The sequence below is a fragment of the Curtobacterium sp. MCSS17_006 genome (assembly GCF_003234215.1).
In the GTDB taxonomy this organism is placed as follows: Bacteria; Actinomycetota; Actinomycetes; order Actinomycetales; family Microbacteriaceae; genus Curtobacterium; species Curtobacterium flaccumfaciens.
The window spans coordinates 201,454-223,621 of record NZ_QKSO01000002.1 but is presented as its reverse complement, the minus strand read 5'-3'; the positions used below and the strand labels follow the sequence as shown (position 1 = coordinate 223,621).

The window sequence follows — 22,168 nt, the reverse complement described above, 5'->3', positions numbered from 1 at the left end:
AGAACCGTGTCCGGGCATTCCAAGTGGGCAACGACCAAGCACAAGAAGGCGGTCATCGACCAGCGCCGTGCCAAGTCGTTCGCCAAGCTGATCAAGAACATCGAGGTCGCCGCGAAGATGGGCGGTGCCGACATGTCCGGCAACCCGACCCTGGTCGACGCCGTGCAGAAGGCGAAGAAGACCTCGGTCCCCAACGACAACATCGACCGCGCCGTCAAGCGCGGTGCCGGTCTCACGGGCGAGACCATCGAGTACACGACGATCATGTACGAGGGCTACGGCCCGAACGGCGTCGCGATGCTCATCGAGTGCCTCACGGACAACAAGAACCGTGCTGCGGCCGAGGTCCGGACGGCGATGTCACGCAACGGCGGCACCATGGCCGACCCGGGCAGCGTCGCCTACAACTTCTCGCGCAAGGGCGTCATCTCGGTCACGAAGACCGACGGCCTCGACGAGGACACCGTGATGACCGCTGTGCTGGACGCCGGTGTCGAGGACGTCATCGACCAGGGCGGCGGCTTCGAGATCATCACCGAGGCGAGCGACCTGGTCGCCGCCCGCACCGCCCTGCAGGACGCCGGCATCGACTACGACTCCGCCGACGCCGAGTTCGTGCCCGGCCTCAAGGTCCCGGTCGACGCCGAGACCGCCCGCAAGGTGTTCCGCCTGATCGACGCGCTCGAGGACTCGGACGACGTGCAGAACGTCTACTCGAACTTCGACATCCCCGCGGACGTCCAGGCCGAGCTCGACGAGGACGAGGGCGAGTAACCGTGCTCCGTGTGCTCGGGGTGGACCCCGGGCTCACCCGGTGCGGCGTCGGCGTCGTCGAGGTCGCACCGAACCGGCGCGCACGACTCGTCCACGTGACGGTCGTGCGCACCCCGCCGGACATGCCGCTCGAGCAGCGGCTGCTCCGCATCGCCGACGGCATCGCCGCCGAGATCGACGAGCACCACCCCGATGCGGTCGCCGTCGAGCGGGTGTTCGCGCAGGCGAACGTCCGCACCGTGATGGGGACCGCGCAGGCGGCCGGCCTGGCGCTGCACGCCGCGGCCGCCCGCGGCCTGCCCGTCGGGCTGCACACCCCGTCCGAGGTCAAGGCCGCCGTCACCGGCTACGGCAACGCCGACAAGCGTCAGGTGCAGACCATGATCGCGCGCGTGCTCGGGCTCGACGAGGCCCCGAAGCCGGCCGATGCCGCCGACGCGCTCGCGTTGGCCGTGTGCCATGCCTGGAGGCTCGGATCACCCGACGCCGCCGGCTCGCGTGCCACGAACCTCACCCCCGCACAGCGCGCCTGGCGGGACGCGCAGGGCGGCACCGTCGACTCGCCGCTGGCCCGCGCGGCCGCCGCCGCGGCCCGCCCGCAGCGTGGCAGGTCGGCGTCGTCGGTGGGCGGCCCTAGGCTCGGAGCATGATCGCGAGTCTCCGGGGCACCTGCATCGACATCGCCGGTTCGGCCGTGGTGATCGAGGTCGGGGGAGTCGGGTACGCCGTCACCGTGACCCCCGCGCACGCGCTGACGATGCGCCACGGGGCCGAGGTGTTCGTGCGGACCGCCATGATCGTGCGCGAGGACGAGCACCTGCTCTTCGGCTTCGAGTCGACCGACGCGCTGCAGGTGTTCGACCTGCTCCGCGGGGTCTCCGGCGTCGGCCCGAAGTCCGCGATGGGCGTCCTGGCCCACATGGACCCGGCGCAGATCGCGAACGCCGTCGCGAACGAGGACGACGGTGCCTTCCGCAAGGTCTCCGGCATCGGCCCGAAGACCGCCAAGCTCATCATCGTCGCGCTCTCCGGCAAGCTCGTGGCCTTCGAGCAGGCAGCCGTGGTCGCGGCCGCACGGGGGACCGCCGTGCACCCCGCCGCGGTCGACGTCGTCTCGGCGCTCATCGGCCTCGGCTGGCGCGAAGACGCGGCACAGTCCGCGGTCGACGACGCCGTGGCCAACGAGCCCGGTGCCGCCGCGATGGGCACCCAGGCCCTGCTCCGCGCCGCCCTCGGCGCACTCCGACCCGCGGCAGCCGGCCGGTGAGCGGCATCACGTCCGCCGGCGCCGAGTCGCAGGAGGAGCTCGCGTTCGAAGGCGCGCTCCGTCCGCGCTCGCTCGACGAGTTCGTCGGGCAGCGCAAGGTCCGCGGGCAGCTCGACCTGCTCCTCAAGGCCGCGGGCATGCAGGAGCGCACGCCCGACCACATCCTGATGGCGGGTCCTCCCGGCCTCGGCAAGACCACGCTCGCGATGATCGTCGCGCACGAGACCGGGCGACCGCTGCGCATGTCGAGCGGCCCGGCGATCCAGCACGCCGGTGACCTCGCCGCCGTGCTGTCGTCCCTGGTCCCGGGCGAAGTGCTGTTCATCGACGAGATCCACCGCATGGCCCGCTCGGCAGAAGAGATGCTCTACCTGGCGATGGAGGACTTCCGCATCGACGTGATGGTGGGCAAGGGTGCGGGTGCCACGAGCATCCCGCTCGACCTCGCACCGTTCACGCTCGTCGGCGCCACCACCCGGGCTGGCCTGTTGCCGAACCCGCTGCGCGACCGCTTCGGGTTCACCGCCCACCTCGAGTTCTACGAGAAGGACGAGCTCGAGCAGGTCCTGATCCGTGCGGCCCACCTGCTCGAACTCGACATCGACCGGACCGCCCTGCGCGAGATCGCCGGACGCTCCCGGGGCACCCCGCGCATCGCGAACCGCCTGCTCCGCCGGGTGCGCGACTACGCCCTCGTGCACCGCACCACCGACGGCATGGCCGCGGTCCAGGGTGCACTCGACCTGTACGACGTCGACGAACTCGGGCTCGACCGGCTCGACCGGGCCGTGGTCGAGATCATGCTGACCCGGTTCGACGGGGGCCCGGTCGGGCTGAACACCCTCGCCGTCTCCGTCGGCGAGGAGTCCGAGACGATCGAGTCCGTCGTCGAACCGTTCCTCGTCCGGGTCGGTCTCGTGACGCGCACGCCCCGTGGGCGCATCGCCACACCACGTGCCTGGCGGCACCTCGGCCTCACCCCGGGACAGGCCGACGGTGGGCAGCCGGGGCTCTTCGACGACCAGGACACCGACGACTGAACGCCGATCAGTCGAGTGACATGCCACGGACACCGGCGTGCCCTAGACTGCTACGGCCCGAAACCGAGCAACCAGAGAAGGCAACGCATCATGGGTCAAGAAGTCATCCTCATCGTCATCGTCGTGGCGTTCGCGGCCTTCATGTTCTACAACAGCCGCAAGCGCAAGAAGCAGCAGGCCGAACTCGTGGACAAGATGGTCCCGGGCGCCAAGGTCATGCTGTCCTTCGGCCTCTACGGCACGCTCCTCTCCGTGAACGAGGAGAAGGTCACCGCTGACGTCGAGATCGCACCGGGGACCATCGTCACCGTGCACCGCCAGACCCTGTCGCGCGTCGTCGACGACAACGCGTCCGACGTCGAGACCACCACGACCACCGAGGACGAGCCGAAGCCGGTGGCCGAGCTCAACGGTGAGCCGGTCTACGGCGAGCGTGTCGACACCGACCGCGTCGACGAGACCGACGCCACGAAGCGCAAGTCCGACGACTGACGCCCTCGGCCGCCGGGTCGTCTGACCCGGCGGCTTCCCTCTGCCGTCGCACGGTGTGCCGACGGTCCTGAACAGAAAGACGAGACGACCGGTGGCACGATCGACACCCGTCAAGAAGGCGCTGCGCTCGCTCACCTGGTTGGTGATCCTGATGGCGATCCTCGCCGGCGTGAACACCGCCGCGTCGATCCTCGCCGGCTCTTCGAAGGACGACACCGACAAGTGGTACCAGGGCGCGAGCTGGGTGCCGGAGCTGGCTCTGGACCTGCAGGGCGGCACGCAGCTGACCCTCGCGGCGCAGAACACCGAGGGCGACTCCGTCACCTCGCAGCAGCTGCAGCAGGCGGTGAACATCATCCGCCAGCGCATCGACGCCACCGGTGTCTCCGAGTCCGAGATCAACACCCAGGGCGCGAACAACATCGTCGTCTCGATCCCGGGTCGCCCCGACAAGGCCACGATCGACCGCATCGAGGCAGCCGCCAAGCTGACCTTCCGTCCGGTGCTCTTCACCGAGGCCGCGACGAACTCCGCCGTCGGTGACGACGGCAAGGGCACCGCATCGGCCACGCCGTACTCGCCGCCGGCCTCGCTCGCCGCGACGCCGAGCGCGAAGCCGACGAACGCGAGCGACCTGAACTGGGTCACGCCGAAGCTGCAGGACCTGTACACCAACTACAACTGCGCGGCTCCGGACGACGTCACCACGGCGCCCGACGACGAGCCCCTGGTCACGTGTGACCAGGACGGCGCGGGGAAGTACATCCTCGGTCCGGTCGAGGTCTCCGGTGCCGACATCAGCAACGCCACCTCGGGTCTCGCCACCGACTCGCAGGGCACGTCGACGGGCCAGTGGGCCGTCAACCTGACGTTCAACGGCGAGGGCTCGAAGGACTTCCGTACCGTCACGAACCGTCTCGTCTCGCTCCAGCAGCCGCAGAACCAGTTCGCGATCGTGCTCGACGGTTCGGTCATCACAGCGCCGACGACGAACTCCGCGATCACGAACGGCAAGGCGCAGATCACCGGGTCGTTCACGGCCGAGTCGTCGAAGACCCTGGCGGACCAGCTCAAGTACGGTGCGCTGCCGATCAACTTCCAGGTGCAGTCGAACGAGAACATCTCCGCGACGCTCGGCACCGCGCAGCTCATCGGTGGCCTCGTCGCCGGCCTGATCGGTCTGATCCTGGTGATCATCTACTCGGTCATCCAGTACCGGGCCCTGGCGTTCGTCACCGTGCTGTCGCTCGGGATCGCCGCCGTGCTCACCTACCTGGTGATCGCGATCATGTCGTGGCGCGTCGACTACCGCCTCTCGTTGGCGGGTGTGGCGGGTCTCATCGTCGCCATCGGCATCACGGCGGACTCGTTCATCGTCTACTTCGAGCGCATCCGTGACGAACTCCGTGACGGCCGTGCCCTCGAGAGCGCGGTCGAGTCCGGCTGGAAGCGTGCCCTCCGCACGATCCTGGCGTCGGACGCGGTGAACTTCCTCGCCGCCGTGACGCTCTACGTGCTCGCGGTCGCCGACGTGAAGGGCTTCGCGTTCACGCTGCTCCTCACGACCCTCATCGACATCGTGGTGGTCGCACTCTTCACCCACCCGATGATGCAGCTCATCGCCCGGACCCGGTTCTTCGGGGACGGCCACCGGTTCAGCGGGCTCGACCCGGCAGCACTCGGTGCCGTCTACCGGGGGCGTGCGCAGTTCCGCGCACCCGTCGTGGACGGCAAGCGCCAGCGCAGTGCCGGTGAGGCGCAGCGCCGACAGACGATCGCGGAGCGGAAGGCCCAGCAGGCCTCCGGCGACAACGGCTCGACGCCGGACGGGAAGGACGACTGATGGCCAGTTTCAGCCAGTTCGGCAGCGACCTCTACACGGGGAAGCGGTCGTACGACATCATCGGGCGCCGGAAGACCTGGTACCTCATCGCCCTCGCGATGATCCTGATCTCCCTGGTCACCCCGTGGCTCCGTGGCGGGTACCAGCTCGGCATCGAGTTCACCGGCGGCTCGGAGTTCACGATCTCCGACGTCAAGACGCTCGACCAGAACATCGCCACCGAGACCGTCGAGGACGTCGTCCCGGAGTCGATCCCGCGCGTCTCGCAGCTCGGCACGCACGGCATCCGGGTCCAGACCGGGCAGCTCACCGACCGGCAGACGACCGAGGTGCAGGACGCCCTGGCGAAGGCCTACGACGTCCCGGAGAGCCAGGTCGCCGCGACCTTCATCGGCGCGACGTGGGGTGCCGACGTGCTCGCGCAGGCCATCCGTGGTCTCGTGATCTTCCTCGCCCTCGCCGCGGTCTTCATGACGCTGTACTTCCGCACCTGGAAGATGTCGCTGTCCGCGATGGCGGCGCTGCTGCACGACCTGCTCATCACGGCCGGTGTGTACGGCATCGTCGGGCTCGAGGTCACGCCCGCGGCGGTCATCGGCTTCCTGACGATCCTCGGGTACTCGCTCTACGACACCGTGGTGGTCTTCGACAAGGTGCGTGAGAACACCGCGCAGGAGTCGATCCGGACGTTCAAGCAGTCGGTCAACCTCGCGGTCAACCAGACCCTCGTCCGATCGATCAACACCTCGGTCGTGGCACTGCTGCCGGTCGCGGCGATCCTCTTCATCGGGTCGTACGTGCTCGGCGCCGGTACGCTGCGCGACATCTCGCTCGCACTGTTCATCGGCATCATCGTCGGCACCTACTCGACGATCTTCATCGCGTCGCCGATGTACGCGCAGCTGCGCGAGAACGAGCCGAAGATCAAGGAGTCGGACGCCAAGAAGACCGCGGCGGCCGAGAAGCGCCGGCGTGAGGTCGACGCAGCGGAGGCGAACGTCTGATGCCCATCGAGATCCAGGACATCGACGTCGCCGAGGCCCAGCGCCGCATCGACGCCGGAGCCCGCCTGTTCGACGTCCGTGAGCAGGGGGAGTGGGACGAGGTCCACGCTCCCCAGGCCACGCTCGTGCCGATGTCGGAGTTCGTGGACCGCTGGCAGGAGATCGACGGCGGCGACCAGCCGGCCATCATCGTCTGCCACTCCGGCGGCCGTTCGTCGCGCATCGTCGCGGCGCTCGAGCAGTCGGGGGTCCCGGCCGTCAACCTCTCCGGCGGCATGCTCGCCTGGGAGCAGGCGGGGGCACCGGTGGAGCGCGACGCCCAGGGCGAACCGCGTCACGGGCACTGACCGGGGACGCGTAGTCTTGTCGGATCGAGCTCGGATCGAGCTCTCGGACCGAGTCCTGGGAGGCGCATCATGACGGACACCCGCGAAGAGCCGTCCGCGCCGAGCCGCCCGGGTTCCGCCCCGCGGCCCTCGAGCCCGATCGGTCCGAACACCACCGGCAACCTCGGTTCCCTCCGCTCGCTGCTGCCGCGCCTGTTCTCGCGCGCCCAGCCGGCCGGCGCCGTGGACACACTGATCCGCACGGTCCGCTCGCACCACCCCAAGGCCGACGTGACGCTCATCGAGCGGGCCTACTCGGTCGCCGAGCGCGCGCACGACGGGCAGAAGCGCAAGTCCGGTGAGCCGTACATCACGCACCCCGTCGCGGTCGCGCAGATCCTGGCCGACCTCGGCATCGGCACGATCACCATCGCGGCCGCCCTCCTGCACGACACGGTGGAGGACACCGACTACCAGCTCGACCAGCTGCGGGCCGACTTCGGCGACGAGATCGCGATGCTCGTCGACGGCGTCACCAAGCTCGACAAGGTCAAGTACGGCGACAGCGCCCAGGCCGAGACCGTCCGCAAGATGGTCATCGCCATGTCGAAGGACATCCGCGTCCTCGTCATCAAGCTCGCCGACCGCCTGCACAACGCCCGCACGTGGGGCTTCGTCGAGTCGACCTCCGCCACACGCAAGGCGAAGGAGACGCTCGAGATCTACGCGCCGCTCGCGCACCGGCTCGGCATCCAGATGATCAAGCTCGAGCTCGAGGACCTGTCGTTCGCGGTCCTGCACCCGAAGCTCTACGTCGAGATCGACAGCCTGGTCAAGGAACGCCAGCCGAAGCGCGAGCAGTTCGTCCAGAACGTCATCGGGACCCTGAAGAAGGACCTGAAGGCCGCCAAGGTCCGCGGCGACGTCATGGGTCGGCCGAAGCAGTACTACTCGATCTACCAGAAGATGATCATGCGGGGTCGCGAGTTCGACGAGATCTACGACCTCGTCGGCATCCGCGTGCTCGTGCCGACCGTGCGCGACTGCTACGCCATGCTCGGCTCGGTGCACGCCCGCTGGACCCCGCTGCCCGGTCGCTTCAAGGACTACATCGCGACCCCCAAGTTCAACCTGTACCAGTCGCTGCACACCACGGTGCTCGGACCGCAGGGTCGTGCGGTCGAGATCCAGATCCGCACGCACGAGATGCACCAGCGCGCCGAGTTCGGTGTCGCCGCCCACTGGAAGTACAAGCAACGCGCTGCCGGCCGTGACGCCGGCACCTCGTCGACCACGGACGACCAGGACATGGCGTGGCTCGCCCACATCACCGACTGGCAGGCCGAGACCAGCGACCCGGGCGAGTTCCTCGACTCCCTGCGCTACGAGATCGGCGCCAAGGAGACCTACGTCTTCACACCCCAGGGCAAGGTCATCGGACTCCCCGCGGGAGCCACGCCGGTCGACTTCGCCTACGCCGTGCACACCGAGATCGGCCACCGCACGATGGGTGCGAAGGTCAACGGCCGCCTGGTGCCGCTCGAGAGCCAGTTGTCCAGCGGCGACGTCGTCGAGATCTTCACGTCGAAGAACCCCGACTCCGGCCCCTCCCAGGACTGGCTGCAGTTCGTCCGCAGCCCCCGCGCGCGCAACAAGATCAAGCAGTGGTTCACCAAGGAGCGCCGCGAAGAGGCGATCGAGCAGGGTCGCGACGCCATCGCCCGGGCGATGCGCAAGCAGAACCTGCCGCTCCAGCGCATCATGAGCCAGGACAGCATCGCCGAGGTCGCCTCGTCGATGCGGTACGAGGACGTCTCCGCCCTGTACGCCGCCATCGGCGAGGGCCACGTCTCGACGCAGTCGGTGATCGAGAAGGTCCTCGGCAACGTCCAGACCGAGACCGAGACCGACGAACCCGAACTCGCGTTCCCGCGCCAGGTCACCAGTCGCCAGCTGCGCACGAGTGACAGCGGCGTGCTGGTCCGCGGTGCGCCCGACATCCTCGTGAAGCTCGCGAAGTGCTGCACACCGGTGCCTGGTGACCAGATCGTGGGCTTCATCACCCGCGGCCAGGGCGTCTCGGTGCACCAGTCGTCGTGCACCAACGTGAAGTCGCTCATGAACGAGCCCGACCGGATGATCGAGGTCGAGTGGGCCCCGTCGTCGAAGTCGGTGTTCCTGGTCCAGATCCAGATCGAGGCGCTCGATCGGTCGGGCCTGCTCAGCGACGTCACCCGGGTGCTGACGGACCACCACGTGAACATCCTGTCCGCGACGGTTTCGACCTCGTCCGACCGTCTCGCGCTGAGCCGGTTCGTGTTCGAGATGGGCGACACCATCCACCTCGACCGCGTGCTCAACGCGGTGCGACGCATCGACGCCGTCTACGACGTCTACCGCGTCAGCGCCGGCTAGCGGCAGGGCCCCGCGCGGCCCGGCCGTCGACCGGTCAGCAACCGTCGACTGCGGCCCCGCCAACCGACAGTCCGTGACCACTCGGCGGACGTGAGCGGGGTGTCGTGACCGCTCGCATGCGCCGGACCGGGAGGCCCGTGGCGGCCCCGCCCCGGGCCTCCCGCCCGCCGACCGGTCACGAATCGTCGCGCGGGCACCGTCGAGCGGTCAAGAACTGTCGCCTGCGGCCCTGCCAACCGACGGTTCGTGACCACTCGGCGGACGTGAGCGGGGAGTTGTGACCACCCGCGCCCGCACCCAGCGCGCAACCCCTACCGCACAGCACCCCCAGCCGCGCCCTGCAGCCCCCGCAACCGCCGCTCGGCCTGCCGCACCATGGGGATCGTCCCGAGCGACGTCAGGCGCGCCCGCAGCTCGGCAGCGGTGACCGCCCCGATCGCGAGCAGCCCGCGCACGGCCGTCGCCTCGGCCTCCCCGAACGCACCGGCCGAGGGGCCCGGCGTCCGGAGCAGGTCGACCGCGGTCCGCGCAGGCACCGTGACCCGCAGCCGCGAGAGCTCGACGGTGTCGTCGACGTCGATCCGGACCTCCCGCAGGCGCACGTCCGGCCCGACGTGGACGCGGATCTGCGGCGGGATGCAGGCCTCGAGCGGCACCGGCGGCCGCGACACCGCGCCCCAGATCCACGCGGCGGTCAGGGTGCAGGCGATCAGCCGCGCGTCCCGCAGGACCCAGACGGCAGCGGCGGCGCGCAACGACGGCGTCTGCGGCTCAGCGGGGGAGGCCCAGCAGGGACCGACGGCGACCAGCTCGCCGGCCAGGACCGCCGCGCGCAACTCGGGTTCCGGCCAGTCGTCACTGGTCAGCAGTCGCGGGCGGGGCACCCGCACATCCTGCCCGACCTGCGGCCGCGACCGACAGGCCTGTGGACAAGCCACGGGCAAGCCGGGAGGCCCGTGGCGGGCCCGCACCGCGCCTCCAGGCCGTCGCCGGTCACGTCCACGGCGAGGGCCGCTTCGACGAGGCAGCCAGCTGACGACCGTGCGCCGGATCGGACGCGGCCGGGCGCGACGCGCGCGCTCAGCGCAGGACGTCGGCGCGGTGCACGAGCGCCGCGGCACCGATGAGCGGACCGTCCTGGGACAACCCGGTCGGCACGATCTGCACCTTCGTGACGAACCCGAACTCGACGCGCTCCGCCACGGCTTGCCGGGCGTACTCGAACAGGTCCGGGGTGACGTGCGAGAACCCGCCGCCGACGGCGACGATCTCGAGGTCGACCAGGCTCGTGGCGGCGGCGATGGCCTGCCCGAGGGCACGGCCGCTCCGCTGGACCGCGGCGACCGCGATCTCGTCGCCGGCGGCGTACGCAGCCGAGAGCTCCTCGCCGGTCGTGCCGGCGAAGCCCTGACGCCGGGCCCAGGCGACGGTCTTCGGGCCGCTGGCGATCGCCTCGAGGCAGCCGGTGCCCCCGCAGGCGCAGGGGTCGTCGTAGCCGCCGCACTCGACGTGGCCGATGTGGCCGGCGTTGCCCGTCGGTCCGCTGACGGTGCGACCGTGCAGGATGAGCCCGCCGCCGACGCCGGTGGAGACGATCATGCCCATGACGTGCTCGTAGCCCTGGGCCGCGCCGACCCAGTGCTCGGCGAGGGTGATCGCCAGGCCGTCCATGCGGAGCGTCACCGGGACGTCGTCCGGCACGAGTGCCGCGATCCGGTCGCGCAGCGGGTGGCCACGCCAGACCGGCATGTTGAGCGGGGAGACGAGGCCGTGCTCCTCGTCGACCGGGCCGGCTGAACCGACGCCGACGCCGACGAGCGTCGCGTCGGCGGGCAGCGCGCCGAGCGCGGCCGTGACGACCTCGTCGACGGCGGCCTGCAGCTCGTCCGAGGTGCGCTGCGGCCCGGTGGGGCTGCGGAACCGGGTCGCCGGCAGCACGACGCCCTGGTCGGTGACGAGCGCGGCCTCGACCTTCGTGCCGCCGAGGTCGACGGCCAGGGCGAGGGCGGGGGACTGGGGTGCGGTGCTGGACATGCGCGCTCCGATGCGGCGGTCTGGAGGCACGGTGCGGGTCGCCGACGCGTCGTCGCGTCCGGTGGGCACCGGCCTGGTCGTGGTGGGTCGTGCTGGGTGCGTGGGCTCAGCGCGGTGGGGTCAGCCCAGTGGGTTCAGTAAGACGTCGTGTCGTCGCCGAGCGCCGACGCGGCGCCCGTCTCGGCGCGGTGCGCGACCTCGTCGAGGATGCGGGCCGAGGCGCTCGTGCCGATGCGGTCGGCGCCCGCCTCGACCATCTCGAGCAGGGTGTCGAGGCCGCGGACGCCGCCGGAGGCCTTCACGCCGGTGTCGGCACCGACCGTGCGGCGCATGAGGGCGATGTGCTCGGCCGTCGCGCCACCGCCGGCGAACCCGGTCGAGGTCTTCACGAAGGCGGCGCCGGCGGTCTGTGCCGCACGCGACGCCGCGACGATCTCGTCGTCGGTCAGGAACGCGGTCTCGAGGATCACCTTGACCACGGTGTCGCCCGCGGCGTCGACGACCGCACGGACGTCCTGCTCGACGCGCTGCCAGTCGCCCGACTTTGCTGCGCCGATGTTCTGCACCATGTCGAGCTCGAACGCGCCGTCGGCCAGGGCCTGCAGCGACTCTGCGACCTTCGCCGCGGTGGACGTGGTGCCGTGCGGGAAGCCGATCACGGTGCCGACGCCGACTCCGGTGCCCGTGAGGCGCTCGACGGCGTGGGCGACGTCGCTCGGACGGACGCAGACGCTGAAGACGCGGTGGGCGGCGGCTTCGTCGAGTTGGGCGTCGACGTCCGCGCGGGTGAGTTCGGGCTTCAGGATCGCGTGGTCGATGAGGCCACGGACGGCATCGACGGTGACGGGGAAGGCTGCGTTGTCCACCCGGCAAGCCTACCCGTCAGGCGTGCCGCGTAGCGTGCAGGGCATGCAGGTCCTCGTCACCGGCGCCACCGGGTACATCGGTGGTCGTCTCGTCCCTCGTCTCCTCGAAGCCGGCCACTCCGTCCGGGTGTTCGTGCGCAACCCCCGGAAGCTCCAGGACGTCCCGTGGAGCAGTGAGGTCGACGTCGCGGAGGGCGACCTCCAGGACGCCGAGGCGGTACGCGCCGCCGTCGACGGGATCGAGGCGGTCTACTACCTGGCCCACGCGATGGGGGCCGACGGCGACTTCGAGTCGGCCGAGCGCGAGGCCGCCGAGACCATGGCGCGCGAGGCGAAGGCGGCCGGCGTCAGCCGGTTCGTCTACCTGGGCGGGCTGCACCCGGACGGCGAGCTGTCCAAGCACCTCCGCAGCCGCAAGGAGGTGGGGGAGATCCTCCTCGGCTCGGGCGTGCCGACGGTGGCGTACCAGGCCGGGGTCGTGATCGGCTCGGGCAGCACCTCGTTCGAGATGATCCGGCACCTGACCGACGTCCTGCCGTGGATGCCCGCGCCGCGCTGGGTCCGCAACCACATCCAGCCGATCGCGGTCCGCGACGTCCTGTACTACCTGGTGGCCGCGCTCGACGTCCCCGCCGACGTCAACCGCACCTTCGACATCGGCGGCCCCGACGTCCTGCGGTACGGCCAGATGCTGAACGGCTACGCGGTCGAGGCGAAGCTGCCCCAGCGCCCGATCACGGTCCTGCCGGTGCTCACCCCGCGCCTCGCCGCGCACTGGTTCAACGCCGTCACCCCGATCCCGCGCAAGCTCGCGACGCCGATCATCGAGTCGCTGCAGTTCGAGTGCGTGCAGCGCGAGCACGACATCGACGACGTCGTGCCGCAGCCCGAGGGCGGGCTCACGTCGTACCGTCGGGCCGTCCGCCTCGCGCTCAACAAGATGCGCAGCGGTCAGGTCCAGACGAGCTGGCGCAGCGCGACGCTCTCGAGCGCCTCGGCCGACCCGATGCCGAACGACCCCGACTGGGCCGGGCACACCGTCTACGTCGACGACCGGAAGCGGCACTCCAGTGCCTCCGCAGAGGACGTCTGGCGCGTCGTCGAGTCGATCGGCGGCGACAACGGCTGGTACTCGTTCCCGCTCGCCTGGGTCGCCCGCGGCTGGATGGACAAGATCGCCGGCGGTGTCGGCCTGAACCGCGGCCGGCGTGACCAGCAGCGCCTGGAGCAGGGTGACGCGCTCGACTGGTGGCGCGTCGAACGACTCGAGCGCGGCCGGTACCTGCGGCTCCGCGCCGAGTTCAAGTCGCCCGGTCGTGCGTGGCTCGAGATGACCGTCACACCGAACCCCGACGGCGGCAGCGACTACCACCAGCGGGCGATCTACTTCCCGCAGGGCCTGGCCGGGCGGCTGTACTGGTACGGCATCCTGCCGTTCCACGGCGTCATCTTCCCCGGTATGGTCGAGCGCATCACCGCCGCCGCCGAGCGGGAGTCCGACCACACCGAGTCCACGCAGCGCAACCGGACGCAGCAGACCGGGACCCCCGAGCCGGCGCACGAGGAGGCAGCATGACCGACGACCGCAGCCCCGTCCTCTTCCTGGGGGACAGCATCACCGAACAGGGCGACTGGGACACCTGGCTCCCCGACGAGCACACGCTGAACCAGGGCATCGGTGGCGACACGACCGACGGCGTGCTGACGCGCCTCGACGCCGTCGTCGCCGAACAGCCCGAGGTGATCGTGCTGCTCATCGGCACGAACGACTTCGGCAACCACCGCGCCAGCGCCGAGCACGTGGTCCGCAACGTCGAGACCATCCTGGTCACGCTCCGCCGCGAGCTGCCGGGCGTGCGCCTGCTGCTCGTGTCGATCCTGCCCCGGCAGGCCGAGTACGCCACGAAGATCGAGCAGGCCAACCGACACCTCCGCCAGTTCGTCGCCACGTGCCACGCGCAGTACCTCGACGCCTGGCCCGCCCTGGCCGACGGCGACCACCTGGACGCCCGCTTCACCGAGGACGGCCTGCACCTGACCGAAGACGGCTACCGCGCGCTGGTCGGTGAGCTGGTGCCGGCGCTCGAGCGCGTCCGCGACCTGCCGCCGATGTCGCGGTCGATCCAGGCGATCGACCTCGACGGCTCCTCGGACTGATGGCCGCACGCAAGGGGCGGCCCCCGGTGGGGTCGTCCCAGCACGGCGTGCCCGCAGGGTCCCCGCGACCCGCAGCCGCCGCACCCGCCAACGGTGACCGCACCACCCCGCCCTTCACCCGGCCCGCGCTGGCGCCGTCGATGATCGCGGCGATCGTGCTGCTGGCCTGCGTCGCCATCGTCGACTCGTCGGGCTTCGTCTTCGCCCGCTGGGGCGTCACGGTGCTCGCGTTGATCGTGCTGGTCTTCAGCGTGCGCGGCAAGGTCTGGTGGGCCGCCCTGCTCATGGCCGCAGTCGCCGTCTGCTGGAACCCGCTCGTCACGGTGCCGATCCCCGGACAGGTGTGGGCGGCACTGCAGCTGGTGGCCGCCGCGCTGTTCATCGTGGTGGGCATCGTGGTCAAGGTGCCCCGCGAGTCGGACGGACGGTAGGATCGGCAGGTCGGGTACAGGACCCGGCCGCACACCCGAAGGGCATGGATGAACGACGAGACCGAGCCGGTGACCGAGAGTCCTCTGCTGAACCCTCGACCGTCCTCCGGCGGTCTCGACCGATCCGATGTCGTCGTCCGCAAGGGGCGGCTGACCCTGATCAACGGACACCTCACGCCGCAGCAGTCCATGATCGAGGACCTGCTGTTCCTCGACGACGCACTCACCGCGGCTGACGTCGACCACCTGCTCATCCGCGGCAACGACCAGCGCCCGGTGATCGCCCTCGACGAGCGTGACCGCCAGCGCGCCGAGAGCGCCGTGATGTCCGCGGCCGTCAACGAGCCCTTCTACGCGAAGCCCCCGGGCAAGCCGGCCGTGCTCGTGCAGGACGACGGACTCGGCTCCGTCGAAGAACCAGTGCTCCGCGTGTTCCGTCCGCGGCTCGAGCCGCTCGGACGCCTGCGCTACGGCGCAGAGACGAGCGTCCAGCTCGAGTTCTGGCGCGTCACCGACATCGAGGTCCTCGCGCCCGTCGAGAACGCCCTGATGCGTCGCAGCCTGCCGATCGACGAGTTCGTCCTCGTCGACATCGAGCGCTACGGCCGCACCTGGCGCACCGTCGAGCACATGTTCGACGACCACGTCTCGGACATCCGGTTCCCGATCGACATCGTCTTCTCGTGGGTCGACGGCAACGCCATCGAGTACCAGCGCGCCCGCCAGGCCGCACAGTCGAACGCGGTCCTGGGCGAGGGCGACGACGCCCCGGCCCGGTTCCGCCAGATCGACGAGCTGAAGTACGCGCTCCGATCGGTGCACACCTTCGCGCCGTGGATCCGCCAGATCTACATCGCGACGGACTCCCCGGCGCCGCACTGGCTCGCCGAGCACCCGAAGGTCCGCATCGTCCGCAGCGAGGAGTTCTTCGCCGACCCGTCCGTGCTGCCGACGCACAACTCGCAGGCCGTCGAGTCGCAGCTGCACCACATCCCGGGCATCAGCGAGCACTTCATCTACTCGAACGACGACATGTTCTTCGGGCGCCTCGTCGACCCTTCGGTGTTCTACAGCCCCGGATCGGTCACGAAGTTCATCCTCGCGTCGACCCGGATCGGCCTCGGCTCCAACAACCCGGCACGCAGCGGTTTCGAGAACTCCGCCCGCGTGAACCGTCGCCTGCTGCAGCAGCGCTTCGGTGCGGTGACGACCCGGCACCTCGAGCACGCCCCGACGCCCCTGCGCGCCTCGATCATGACCGAGATGGAGCACGAGTTCGCCGACGAGTTCGCGGCCACTGCGGCCTCACGCTTCCGCGCCGCCGACAACATCTCGGTGACGAACTCGCTGTACCACTACTACTCGCTGCTCACCGGCCGGGCGATCATCCAGGAGAACGCGGCCGTCGGGTACATCGACACGACCATGGTCTCCGGACTCAAGGCCCTCGACGAGCTGCTGAAGAAGCGGAACGTGGACTTCTTCTGCCTGAACGACGGCAGCTTCCCCGAGGTCAGCGACGAAGAGCGCACGCAGCGCGTCACGGGCTTCCTGGAGCGCTACTTCCCGTTCCCTGCGCCGTGGGAGCGCCCCAGCGCTTAGGACGCGCCAGCGGCCTGCTGGGAGCGCCCCAGCGTCTAGGACGCGCCAGCGGCCTTGCTGGGAGCGTCCCAGCGCTCAGGACGCGCCAGCGGCCTTGCTGGGAGCGTCCCAGCGCTCAGGACGCGCCAGCGGCCTGCTGGGAGCGCCCCAGCGGCCTGCTGGGGCGCTCCGGGCGAGCCTGCGGGCCCGGCGCCGGAACCCGGCCACGTGGTTCGGACGGCCCCACCGGCCTCGACGGACCTCGACCGGTCACGACACCCCGCCACCCCCACGCCGAACGGTCGCAACCCGCCGCCTCCGCCGCCGGCAACCAACAGAACGAGACCAGGCGACGCAGCACCTGCGGTGAGTCGCGACCACCCCGCGGGCCGGGAGGCGCGAGTCGGCGCCGCCACGCGCCTCCCGGCCGCCGCGCAGCGGGTCCACCGCGCGCGCGGCGACGCGCGCCCGCAATTGGTGAGCAGAAGAGGTCGGGTCCGCACCACGGACCCGACCTCTTCTGCACTCGAAGTGCGCGACGCTACCGGTGGATGGGGGAGACGGGCACCGAGTCGAGCGTGAACACCGGGATGCTCGAGGTGACCGGTGCCGGCTCGACGGCCGCGGGGATCGTCACGCCGTGCGCCGCGAGCTTCGCCTCGGTCTCGAGCGCGGAGACGGGCTGTCCGACGGTCGCGTAGTGCCCGATCGGCACGACCGAGTGCACGACGTTGTGGCCGTAGACGTGCACGAGGTTGAACGACTGCGCACCGTCTCGTCCGCGGGTGCCGCCCTGGTACTCCGTGAGGTCCTGCGTGTAGCAGGTGGCGCTGGCGACGGACACCGGGATGCCGGCGAACACCGCACTGGTGGAGTAGTGCAGGTGCCCGGCGATGATGGCGAGGACGTCACTTCCCTCGACGACCTCGGCGAGGGCCTGCTGGTCGCGGAGCTCGACGAGGACGGTGAGGTCCTGGACGCTCGGCACGGGAGGGTGGTGCATCGCGAGGATGGTGCCGTGCGGCGCGGCCTCGGACAGGACCTCGGCGAGCCAGTCGAGCTGCTCGGGGGAGACCGCACCGTGGTGGTGACCCGGCACGCTCGTGTCGAGGGTGATCACGCGGAGGCCGTTGACGTCGTAGACGAAGTCGACCGGGCGATCGGTGGGCTGCAGGCCGAAGAGCTCCTGGCGGAAGGCACCGCGCTCGTCGTGGTTCCCCATCGCCCAGATGATCTGTGCACCGATGCGCTGCGCGGCCGGTTCGAGGATCTCGCGGACCCGGGCGTACGCGCCCGGCTCACCTTTGTCGGCCACGTCGCCGGTGACGACGATCGCTTCGGGACGCGTGCCCGAGGCTTCGATGTCCGCGACGATCTGCGTGAGCCGAGCGGCGGAGTCGACATCGCCGTACAGGTCGCGGTCCCCGGAGACGAGGTGCGTGTCGCTGAGGTGGAGGAGGAAGTGGTTCGGCCTGGGGTGTTCGGCCGTCCGGCTGTCCATCGGGGTCTCATTCCGTTGGCGGATGCGTGGTGCAACACGTTGCCACACCGTCCTGGACGAGTCCAGCATGCGAGAGTGAACCAGCCGTGAACTGGGGGCGGCGTGTTGCCCTGTGCACGAAGAAACCCCCGCCACTTCGTGACGGGGGTTGCTTCGTGCGCTACCGATCAGTGATCGCCGGGGCCGACCTGGGGAGCCTGGTGGCCACCCTCGAGGTTCGGGCCGTGGTGCGCGGCGTGTGCTGCCTCGAGCTCTGCCTTCGAGACCGGCTCGATGCGGTCTTCGAAGAAGAAGCGGGAGACGCCGGCGCGGACCTTCTGCAGACCCGTGATCTTGCCCTTGGCGTTCGGGCGGATCATCAGCGGCTTGTACTCGTTGAACTGCAGGAGCTTCCACCGCTCGTACTCGTCGAGCTGCTCGTGCACCTCGATGTACTCGCCGTGGGGGAGTCGGACGATGCGGCCCGACTCGTAGCCGTGCAGGACGATCTCGCGGTCCTTCTTCTGGAGGGCGAGGCAGACACGCTTCGTGATCCAGAAGGCGATGAACGGACCGAGGACCGTCGTTGCCTGGATCACGTGGATCACGTGTTCGATCGACACCAGGAAGTGCGTCGCGATGATGTCCGACGAGGCTGCTGCCCAGAGGCTGGCGTAGAGCGTGATGCCAGCGGCACCGAACGCCGTGCGCGTCGGGGCGTTGCGCGGGCGGTCGAGGATGTGGTGCTCACGCTTGTCGCCCGTGACCCACGCCTCGATGAAGGGGTAGAGCAGGATCGCCAGGATGAGCAGCACCAGGACCGCGATCGGCGCCAGGATGTTGAACGACACCGTGTAGCCGAACCACACGACCTCCCAGTGCGGCGGGACCAGTCGGAGCGCACCGTCGGCGAAGCCGATGTACCAGTCTGGCTGGGTACCGGCGGACACCGGGGAGGGGTCGTACGGGCCGTAGTTCCAGATCGGGTTGATCGTGAAGAGCGACGCGATGAGGGCCAGGATGCCCGCGACGATGAAGAAGAACCCACCGGCCTTCGCGGCGAACGCCGGGAGGATCGGGACACCGACGACGTTCTCGTTGGTCTTGCCCGGACCGGCGAACTGCGTGTGCTTGTTGATCACGACGAGCACGAGGTGGACACCGAGCACCGCGACGAGGATCGCCGGCAGCAGCAGGATGTGCAGCGTGTACAGGCGGCCGACGATGTCGGTCCCCGGGAACTCGCCACCGAACAGCAGGTAGGCGATCCAGACGCCGATCACCGGGACACCCTCGATCATGCCGACGATGATCCGCAGACCGTTTCCGGAGAGCAGGTCGTCGGGGAGCGAGTAGCCGGTGAAGCCCTCGGCCATGGCGAGGACCCAGAGCAGGAAGCCGAAGACCCAGTTGAGCTCACGCGGCTTGCGGAAGGCGCCGGTGAAGAACACGCGGGCCATGTGCAGCATGATCGACGCCACGAACAGCAGGGCTGCCCAGTGGTGGACCTGGCGGACGAAGAGCCCGCCGCGGATGTCGAACGAGATGTCGAGCGTGGACTGCAGGGCCGTCGACATCGCCACGCCCTTGAGCGGGACGTACGAGCCGTTGTAGACGACCTCGGTCATGGACGCCTGGAAGAAGAACGTCAGGAAGGTCCCGGAGAGCAGCACGACGACGAAGCTGTACAGCGCCACCTCGCCGAGCATGAAGCTCCAGTGGTCCGGGAAGATCTTGCGGCCGACTTCCTTGACGAGGCCCGAGATGCTGGTGCGCTCGTCGATGTAGTTGGCAACCCCGCCGATGATGCGGGATCCGCGCTCCGGCGCCGGCTTGTTCGTCGACGTGTTCGGTGCGGTGGTGGTGGTGCTGGTCATCAGCGTTCACGCTCCCAGAAGGACGGTCCGACCGGCTCGTGGAAGTCGCTCTGGGCAACCAGGTAGCCGTCGTCGTCGATCGCGATCGGAAGTTGGGGGAGGGGGCGTGCTGCCGGACCGAAGATGACCTCGCAGTTGTTCGAGACATCGAAGGTGGACTGGTGGCACGGGCACAGCAGGTGGTGCGTCTGCTGTTCGTAGAGCGCGACGGGGCAACCGACGTGGGTGCAGATCTTGGAGTACGCGACGATGCCGTCGTAGCCCCAGTTCTCGTGGCCCTTGGACGGGTTGAGGTCCTTCGGGTCGAGACGCATGAGGAGGACGGAGGCCTTGGCCTTCTCTTCCAGCATGTGCTCGGACTCGAGCATGCCCTCGGGGATGACGTGGAACACCGAACCGATGGTGACGTCGGAGGCCTTGATCGGCAGACCCGTCGGGTCCTTCGTCAGGCGCAGCCCCTGCTTCCAGAAGGTGTGGCGGAGCAGCTCGTTGGGGTCCTCGGCCGGAGCGAGGTCGCGGACCAGGACGATGCCGGGGAGGGGGAACGCGGCCAGGGCACCGATCATCGAGTTGCGGATCAGCTTGCGACGACTGAAGCCCGACTCCTTGTCGGCGAGCTGGAACGCCTCGACGGCCTTGGCGCGAGTCGCGTCGGTGCCGCGGGTACCGTGACGGAGCTCGGTGATCTCGCGGTCGACGACGAGCGACTTCGACCAGTAGACGGCGCCGAGGCCGAGGGCGAGGAGCGCGAGGGCGATCGACAGGCCCAGGAAGAGGTTCGCGGTGCGGACCGTCCCGAAGTCGCTCGGGTCGATCGGGAAGGCGACGTACGCCGCGATCGACAGGACGCTGCCGACGATCGACAGGTAGAAGTACGCGGCGACCTGGCGCTCGGCCAGGCGCTGCTTCTTCGGGTCGACGTCGGTGCGACGCGGGCGGTGCGGCGGCTCGCCCGGGTTCTCGAACGGGTCGACGGGGAGGACCGCGATCCCGGGGGAGGTGGTCGTGCCGTGCTTCTCGACAGCCGAGGACGAGTTCAGCGTCTCGTCGTCGTGCTCTGCCATGGTGTTCCCTTCAGTGTCGTTCGACACGGACGATCAGTTGGACTTCGCGGTCAGCCAGACGGTCATCGCGACGACCGCGCCGAGTCCGAAGATCCAGATGAACAGACCCTCGGCGACCGGTCCCAGGGAGCCGAGTGCGAAGCCACCGGGGGACTTGTTGTCCTGCACGTACTTGAGGTACGTGATGATGTCGGCCTTCTGCTCCGGCGTCAGGTTCAGGTCGTTGAAGACCGGCATGTTCTGCGGGCCGGTGAGCATGGCCTCGTAGATGTGCTTGCCGGAGACCGTCTCGAGGTTCGGGGCGTACTTGCCCTCGGTCAGCGCACCGCCGGCGCCGGCCACGTTGTGGCACATGGCGCAGTTGATGCGGAACAGCTCGGCGCCTTCGGCAGCGTCGCCGTCCTCACCGTTGGTGAGCTCGGTGGAGGGGACCGACGGGCCGGGGCCGAGGGAGGCGACGTACTGCGCGAGCGCGTCGACCTGCTCGTCCGTGAACTGCGCGGGCTTCTCTTCGGCCTGCGGGCCCTGAGCGGCCATCGGCATGCGGCCGGTGCCGACCTGGAAGTCGACCGACGCGGCGCCGACACCGATGAGGGACGGGCCCTCGCTCGTGCCCTGCGCGGAGAGACCGTGGCAGGTGGCGCAGTTCGAGGCGAAGAGCTTCTCGCCCTCGTTCACCTGCGACTGGCTCGAGGCGGCGACGGTGTTCGTGCTGTCGTCGGCGTTCGCCGTGGAGCTGAACAGTGCGTACGCGCCACCGGTGGTCATGAGACCCACGACGATGAGCGACACGGTCGCCATCGGTGAACGGCGGCCCTTCTTGGACTTGGTTCTGTTGAACATGTGCTGGGGGGTGTCCAGTTCCTACTTGAGAAGGTAGATGACGGCGAAGAGGAAGATCCACACGACGTCGACGAAGTGCCAGTAGTACGACACGACGATGGCGGTGGTCGCTTCCTTGTGGCCGAAGTTCTTGGCGGCGAAACCGCGGCCGAGCGTCAGCAGGAAGGCGATGAGGCCACCGGTCACGTGGAGCCCGTGGAACCCGGTGGTCATGTAGAACGCCGAGCCGTAGGCGCTGGAGGAGAGCGTCACGCCCTCATGCCAGAGGTTGGCGTACTCGAAGATCTGGCCGCAGACGAAGATCGCACCCATCGCGTAGGTGACGAAGAACCACTCCGTCATGCCCCAGTGGCGCGGGTTCCAGCTCGTCCGGTGCACCTGGAAGCGCTCCGCGGCGAACACGGCGAACTGGCAGGCGAAGCTGGACAGCACCAGGATGATCGTGTTCACGGAGGCGAAGGGCACCTCGAGCTTCGCGGTCTCGGTCGCCCAGAGCTCAGGGGACGTGCTGCGGAGCGTGAAGTAGATCGCGAACAGGCCGGCGAAGAACATGACCTCGCTGCCCAGCCACACGATCGTCCCCACGGCCACGGCGTTCGGCCTGTTGAGGGCCGGACCGCTGGCTGATCTGGAGAGAGAGGTGCTAGTCACGTCCTCCATTATGGCCGAAACCC

At 69.6% G+C, this 22,168-nt stretch carries 21 protein-coding genes; 13 read left to right on the top strand and 8 right to left on the bottom strand.

Annotated elements, in window-relative coordinates; genetic code table 11:
- Window positions 1-6: 6 nt before the first annotated feature.
- From DEJ21_RS03250 to DEJ21_RS03210, 9 genes are all read left to right on the top strand, one after another.
- Window positions 7-774: a YebC/PmpR family DNA-binding transcriptional regulator gene (locus DEJ21_RS03250; RefSeq protein WP_017887357.1), complete on the top strand. Its 768-nt coding sequence runs from the start codon at window positions 7-9 to the stop codon at window positions 772-774.
- 2 nt (window positions 775-776) lie between these two features.
- Window positions 777-1,424, top strand: coding sequence for a crossover junction endodeoxyribonuclease RuvC (ruvC, locus tag DEJ21_RS03245; RefSeq protein ID WP_035808297.1), 648 nt, complete (start codon window positions 777-779; stop codon window positions 1,422-1,424).
- Entirely contained in the window at window positions 1,421-2,041 is a 621-nt protein-coding gene (gene ruvA, locus DEJ21_RS03240; RefSeq protein ID WP_111223674.1) for a Holliday junction branch migration protein RuvA, read from the top strand. The genes ruvC and ruvA overlap by 4 nt, the downstream gene beginning before the upstream one ends.
- A complete protein-coding gene (gene ruvB / locus DEJ21_RS03235) occupies window positions 2,038-3,081 on the top strand; it encodes a Holliday junction branch migration DNA helicase RuvB (RefSeq protein ID WP_071403843.1) in 1,044 nt (347 codons plus the stop codon). Before ruvA ends, ruvB begins: the two co-directional genes overlap by 4 nt.
- Before the next feature lie 90 nt (window positions 3,082-3,171).
- A complete protein-coding gene (gene yajC / locus DEJ21_RS03230) occupies window positions 3,172-3,573 on the top strand; it encodes a preprotein translocase subunit YajC (RefSeq protein WP_051596726.1) in 402 nt (133 codons plus the stop codon).
- A 91-nt stretch (window positions 3,574-3,664) separates the two neighbouring features.
- The gene (gene secD / locus DEJ21_RS03225; protein ID WP_111223673.1) at window positions 3,665-5,416 is read left to right on the top strand and encodes a protein translocase subunit SecD; all 1,752 of its coding nucleotides are present in this window, start codon (window positions 3,665-3,667) and stop codon (window positions 5,414-5,416) included.
- Window positions 5,416-6,420: a protein translocase subunit SecF gene (gene secF, locus DEJ21_RS03220; RefSeq protein WP_071403841.1), complete on the top strand. Its 1,005-nt coding sequence runs from the start codon at window positions 5,416-5,418 to the stop codon at window positions 6,418-6,420. Before secD ends, secF begins: the two co-directional genes overlap by 1 nt.
- Window positions 6,420-6,767 carry a rhodanese-like domain-containing protein gene (locus tag DEJ21_RS03215; protein ID WP_111223672.1) on the top strand — a complete coding sequence of 116 codons (348 nt, stop codon included), beginning with the start codon at window positions 6,420-6,422 and terminating at the stop codon, window positions 6,765-6,767. Before secF ends, DEJ21_RS03215 begins: the two co-directional genes overlap by 1 nt.
- 69 nt (window positions 6,768-6,836) lie before the next feature.
- The gene (locus tag DEJ21_RS03210) at window positions 6,837-9,161 is read left to right on the top strand and encodes a bifunctional (p)ppGpp synthetase/guanosine-3',5'-bis(diphosphate) 3'-pyrophosphohydrolase (RefSeq protein ID WP_258374860.1); all 2,325 of its coding nucleotides are present in this window, start codon (window positions 6,837-6,839) and stop codon (window positions 9,159-9,161) included.
- A gap of 311 nt (window positions 9,162-9,472) precedes the next feature.
- Here the strand turns inward: DEJ21_RS03210 and DEJ21_RS03205 are convergent, their stop codons facing one another.
- The 3 genes from DEJ21_RS03205 to deoC all read right to left on the bottom strand — a co-directional run bounded on the left by DEJ21_RS03205 (window position 9,473) and on the right by deoC (window position 12,061).
- Entirely contained in the window at window positions 9,473-10,045 is a 573-nt protein-coding gene (locus DEJ21_RS03205) for a hypothetical protein (protein ID WP_111223671.1), read from the bottom strand.
- Between the two features lie 196 nt (window positions 10,046-10,241).
- Complete coding sequence (locus DEJ21_RS03200; protein WP_111223762.1) at window positions 10,242-11,195, bottom strand: ROK family protein; 954 nt, start codon at window positions 11,193-11,195, stop codon at window positions 10,242-10,244.
- A gap of 134 nt (window positions 11,196-11,329) precedes the next feature.
- Window positions 11,330-12,061, bottom strand: a complete 732-nt coding sequence (gene deoC / locus DEJ21_RS03195; protein WP_111223670.1) for a deoxyribose-phosphate aldolase — start codon at window positions 12,059-12,061, stop codon at window positions 11,330-11,332.
- A gap of 43 nt (window positions 12,062-12,104) precedes the next feature.
- Here deoC and DEJ21_RS03190 point away from each other — a divergent pair, with 43 nt between their 5' ends.
- Genes DEJ21_RS03190 through DEJ21_RS03175 form a run of 4 tightly spaced genes read left to right on the top strand, consistent with a single transcriptional unit; the run spans window position 12,105 to window position 16,251 of the window.
- Complete coding sequence (locus DEJ21_RS03190; protein ID WP_175330830.1) at window positions 12,105-13,637, top strand: SDR family oxidoreductase; 1,533 nt, start codon at window positions 12,105-12,107, stop codon at window positions 13,635-13,637.
- Window positions 13,634-14,218, top strand: a complete 585-nt coding sequence (locus DEJ21_RS03185; RefSeq protein ID WP_027465610.1) for a GDSL-type esterase/lipase family protein — start codon at window positions 13,634-13,636, stop codon at window positions 14,216-14,218. Before DEJ21_RS03190 ends, DEJ21_RS03185 begins: the two co-directional genes overlap by 4 nt.
- Window positions 14,218-14,649 (top strand): DUF6804 family protein, encoded by a 432-nt coding sequence (locus DEJ21_RS03180; protein ID WP_111223669.1) that lies wholly within the window; start codon window positions 14,218-14,220, stop codon window positions 14,647-14,649. The genes DEJ21_RS03185 and DEJ21_RS03180 overlap by 1 nt, the downstream gene beginning before the upstream one ends.
- Window positions 14,650-14,697: 48 nt before the next feature.
- The gene (locus tag DEJ21_RS03175) at window positions 14,698-16,251 is read left to right on the top strand and encodes a stealth conserved region 3 domain-containing protein (protein ID WP_071403837.1); all 1,554 of its coding nucleotides are present in this window, start codon (window positions 14,698-14,700) and stop codon (window positions 16,249-16,251) included.
- Between the two features lie 520 nt (window positions 16,252-16,771).
- Here DEJ21_RS03175 and DEJ21_RS03170 read toward each other — a convergent pair.
- From DEJ21_RS03170 to DEJ21_RS03150, 5 genes are all read right to left on the bottom strand, one after another.
- A complete protein-coding gene (locus tag DEJ21_RS03170) occupies window positions 16,772-17,731 on the bottom strand; it encodes a phosphodiesterase (protein WP_111223668.1) in 960 nt (319 codons plus the stop codon).
- 167 nt (window positions 17,732-17,898) lie between these two features.
- The gene (locus DEJ21_RS03165) at window positions 17,899-19,587 is read right to left on the bottom strand and encodes a ubiquinol-cytochrome c reductase cytochrome b subunit (RefSeq protein WP_071403835.1); all 1,689 of its coding nucleotides are present in this window, start codon (window positions 19,585-19,587) and stop codon (window positions 17,899-17,901) included.
- A complete protein-coding gene (locus DEJ21_RS03160; protein ID WP_027465615.1) occupies window positions 19,587-20,651 on the bottom strand; it encodes a ubiquinol-cytochrome c reductase iron-sulfur subunit in 1,065 nt (354 codons plus the stop codon). Before DEJ21_RS03160 ends, DEJ21_RS03165 begins: the two co-directional genes overlap by 1 nt.
- Before the next feature lie 33 nt (window positions 20,652-20,684).
- Entirely contained in the window at window positions 20,685-21,494 is an 810-nt protein-coding gene (locus DEJ21_RS03155) for a cytochrome c (RefSeq protein ID WP_071403834.1), read from the bottom strand.
- Window positions 21,495-21,515: 21 nt separating this feature from the next.
- Window positions 21,516-22,154: a heme-copper oxidase subunit III gene (locus DEJ21_RS03150; protein ID WP_027465617.1), complete on the bottom strand. Its 639-nt coding sequence runs from the start codon at window positions 22,152-22,154 to the stop codon at window positions 21,516-21,518.
- Window positions 22,155-22,168: the final 14 nt, after the last annotated feature.

Bases quoted from the DNA above. Each gene is read 5' to 3' on its own strand.
- DEJ21_RS03150 (WP_027465617.1), bottom strand. From the start codon at position 22,154: ATGGAGGACGTGACTAGCACCTCTCTCTCCAGATCAGCCAGCGGTCCG.
- DEJ21_RS03185 (WP_027465610.1), top strand. From the start codon at position 13,634: ATGACCGACGACCGCAGCCCCGTCCTCTTCCTGGGGGACAGCATCACC.
- DEJ21_RS03170 (WP_111223668.1), bottom strand. From the start codon at position 17,731: ATGGACAGCCGGACGGCCGAACACCCCAGGCCGAACCACTTCCTCCTC.
- DEJ21_RS03190 (WP_175330830.1), top strand. From the start codon at position 12,105: ATGCAGGTCCTCGTCACCGGCGCCACCGGGTACATCGGTGGTCGTCTC.
- DEJ21_RS03180 (WP_111223669.1), top strand. From the start codon at position 14,218: ATGGCCGCACGCAAGGGGCGGCCCCCGGTGGGGTCGTCCCAGCACGGC.
- DEJ21_RS03210 (WP_258374860.1), top strand. From the start codon at position 6,837: ATGACGGACACCCGCGAAGAGCCGTCCGCGCCGAGCCGCCCGGGTTCC.
- DEJ21_RS03215 (WP_111223672.1), top strand. From the start codon at position 6,420: ATGCCCATCGAGATCCAGGACATCGACGTCGCCGAGGCCCAGCGCCGC.
- ruvA (WP_111223674.1), top strand. From the start codon at position 1,421: ATGATCGCGAGTCTCCGGGGCACCTGCATCGACATCGCCGGTTCGGCC.
- secF (WP_071403841.1), top strand. From the start codon at position 5,416: ATGGCCAGTTTCAGCCAGTTCGGCAGCGACCTCTACACGGGGAAGCGG.
- DEJ21_RS03200 (WP_111223762.1), bottom strand. From the start codon at position 11,195: ATGTCCAGCACCGCACCCCAGTCCCCCGCCCTCGCCCTGGCCGTCGAC.
- DEJ21_RS03160 (WP_027465615.1), bottom strand. From the start codon at position 20,651: ATGGCAGAGCACGACGACGAGACGCTGAACTCGTCCTCGGCTGTCGAG.
- yajC (WP_051596726.1), top strand. From the start codon at position 3,172: ATGGGTCAAGAAGTCATCCTCATCGTCATCGTCGTGGCGTTCGCGGCC.
- DEJ21_RS03175 (WP_071403837.1), top strand. From the start codon at position 14,698: ATGAACGACGAGACCGAGCCGGTGACCGAGAGTCCTCTGCTGAACCCT.
- DEJ21_RS03165 (WP_071403835.1), bottom strand. From the start codon at position 19,587: ATGACCAGCACCACCACCACCGCACCGAACACGTCGACGAACAAGCCG.
- DEJ21_RS03155 (WP_071403834.1), bottom strand. From the start codon at position 21,494: ATGTTCAACAGAACCAAGTCCAAGAAGGGCCGCCGTTCACCGATGGCG.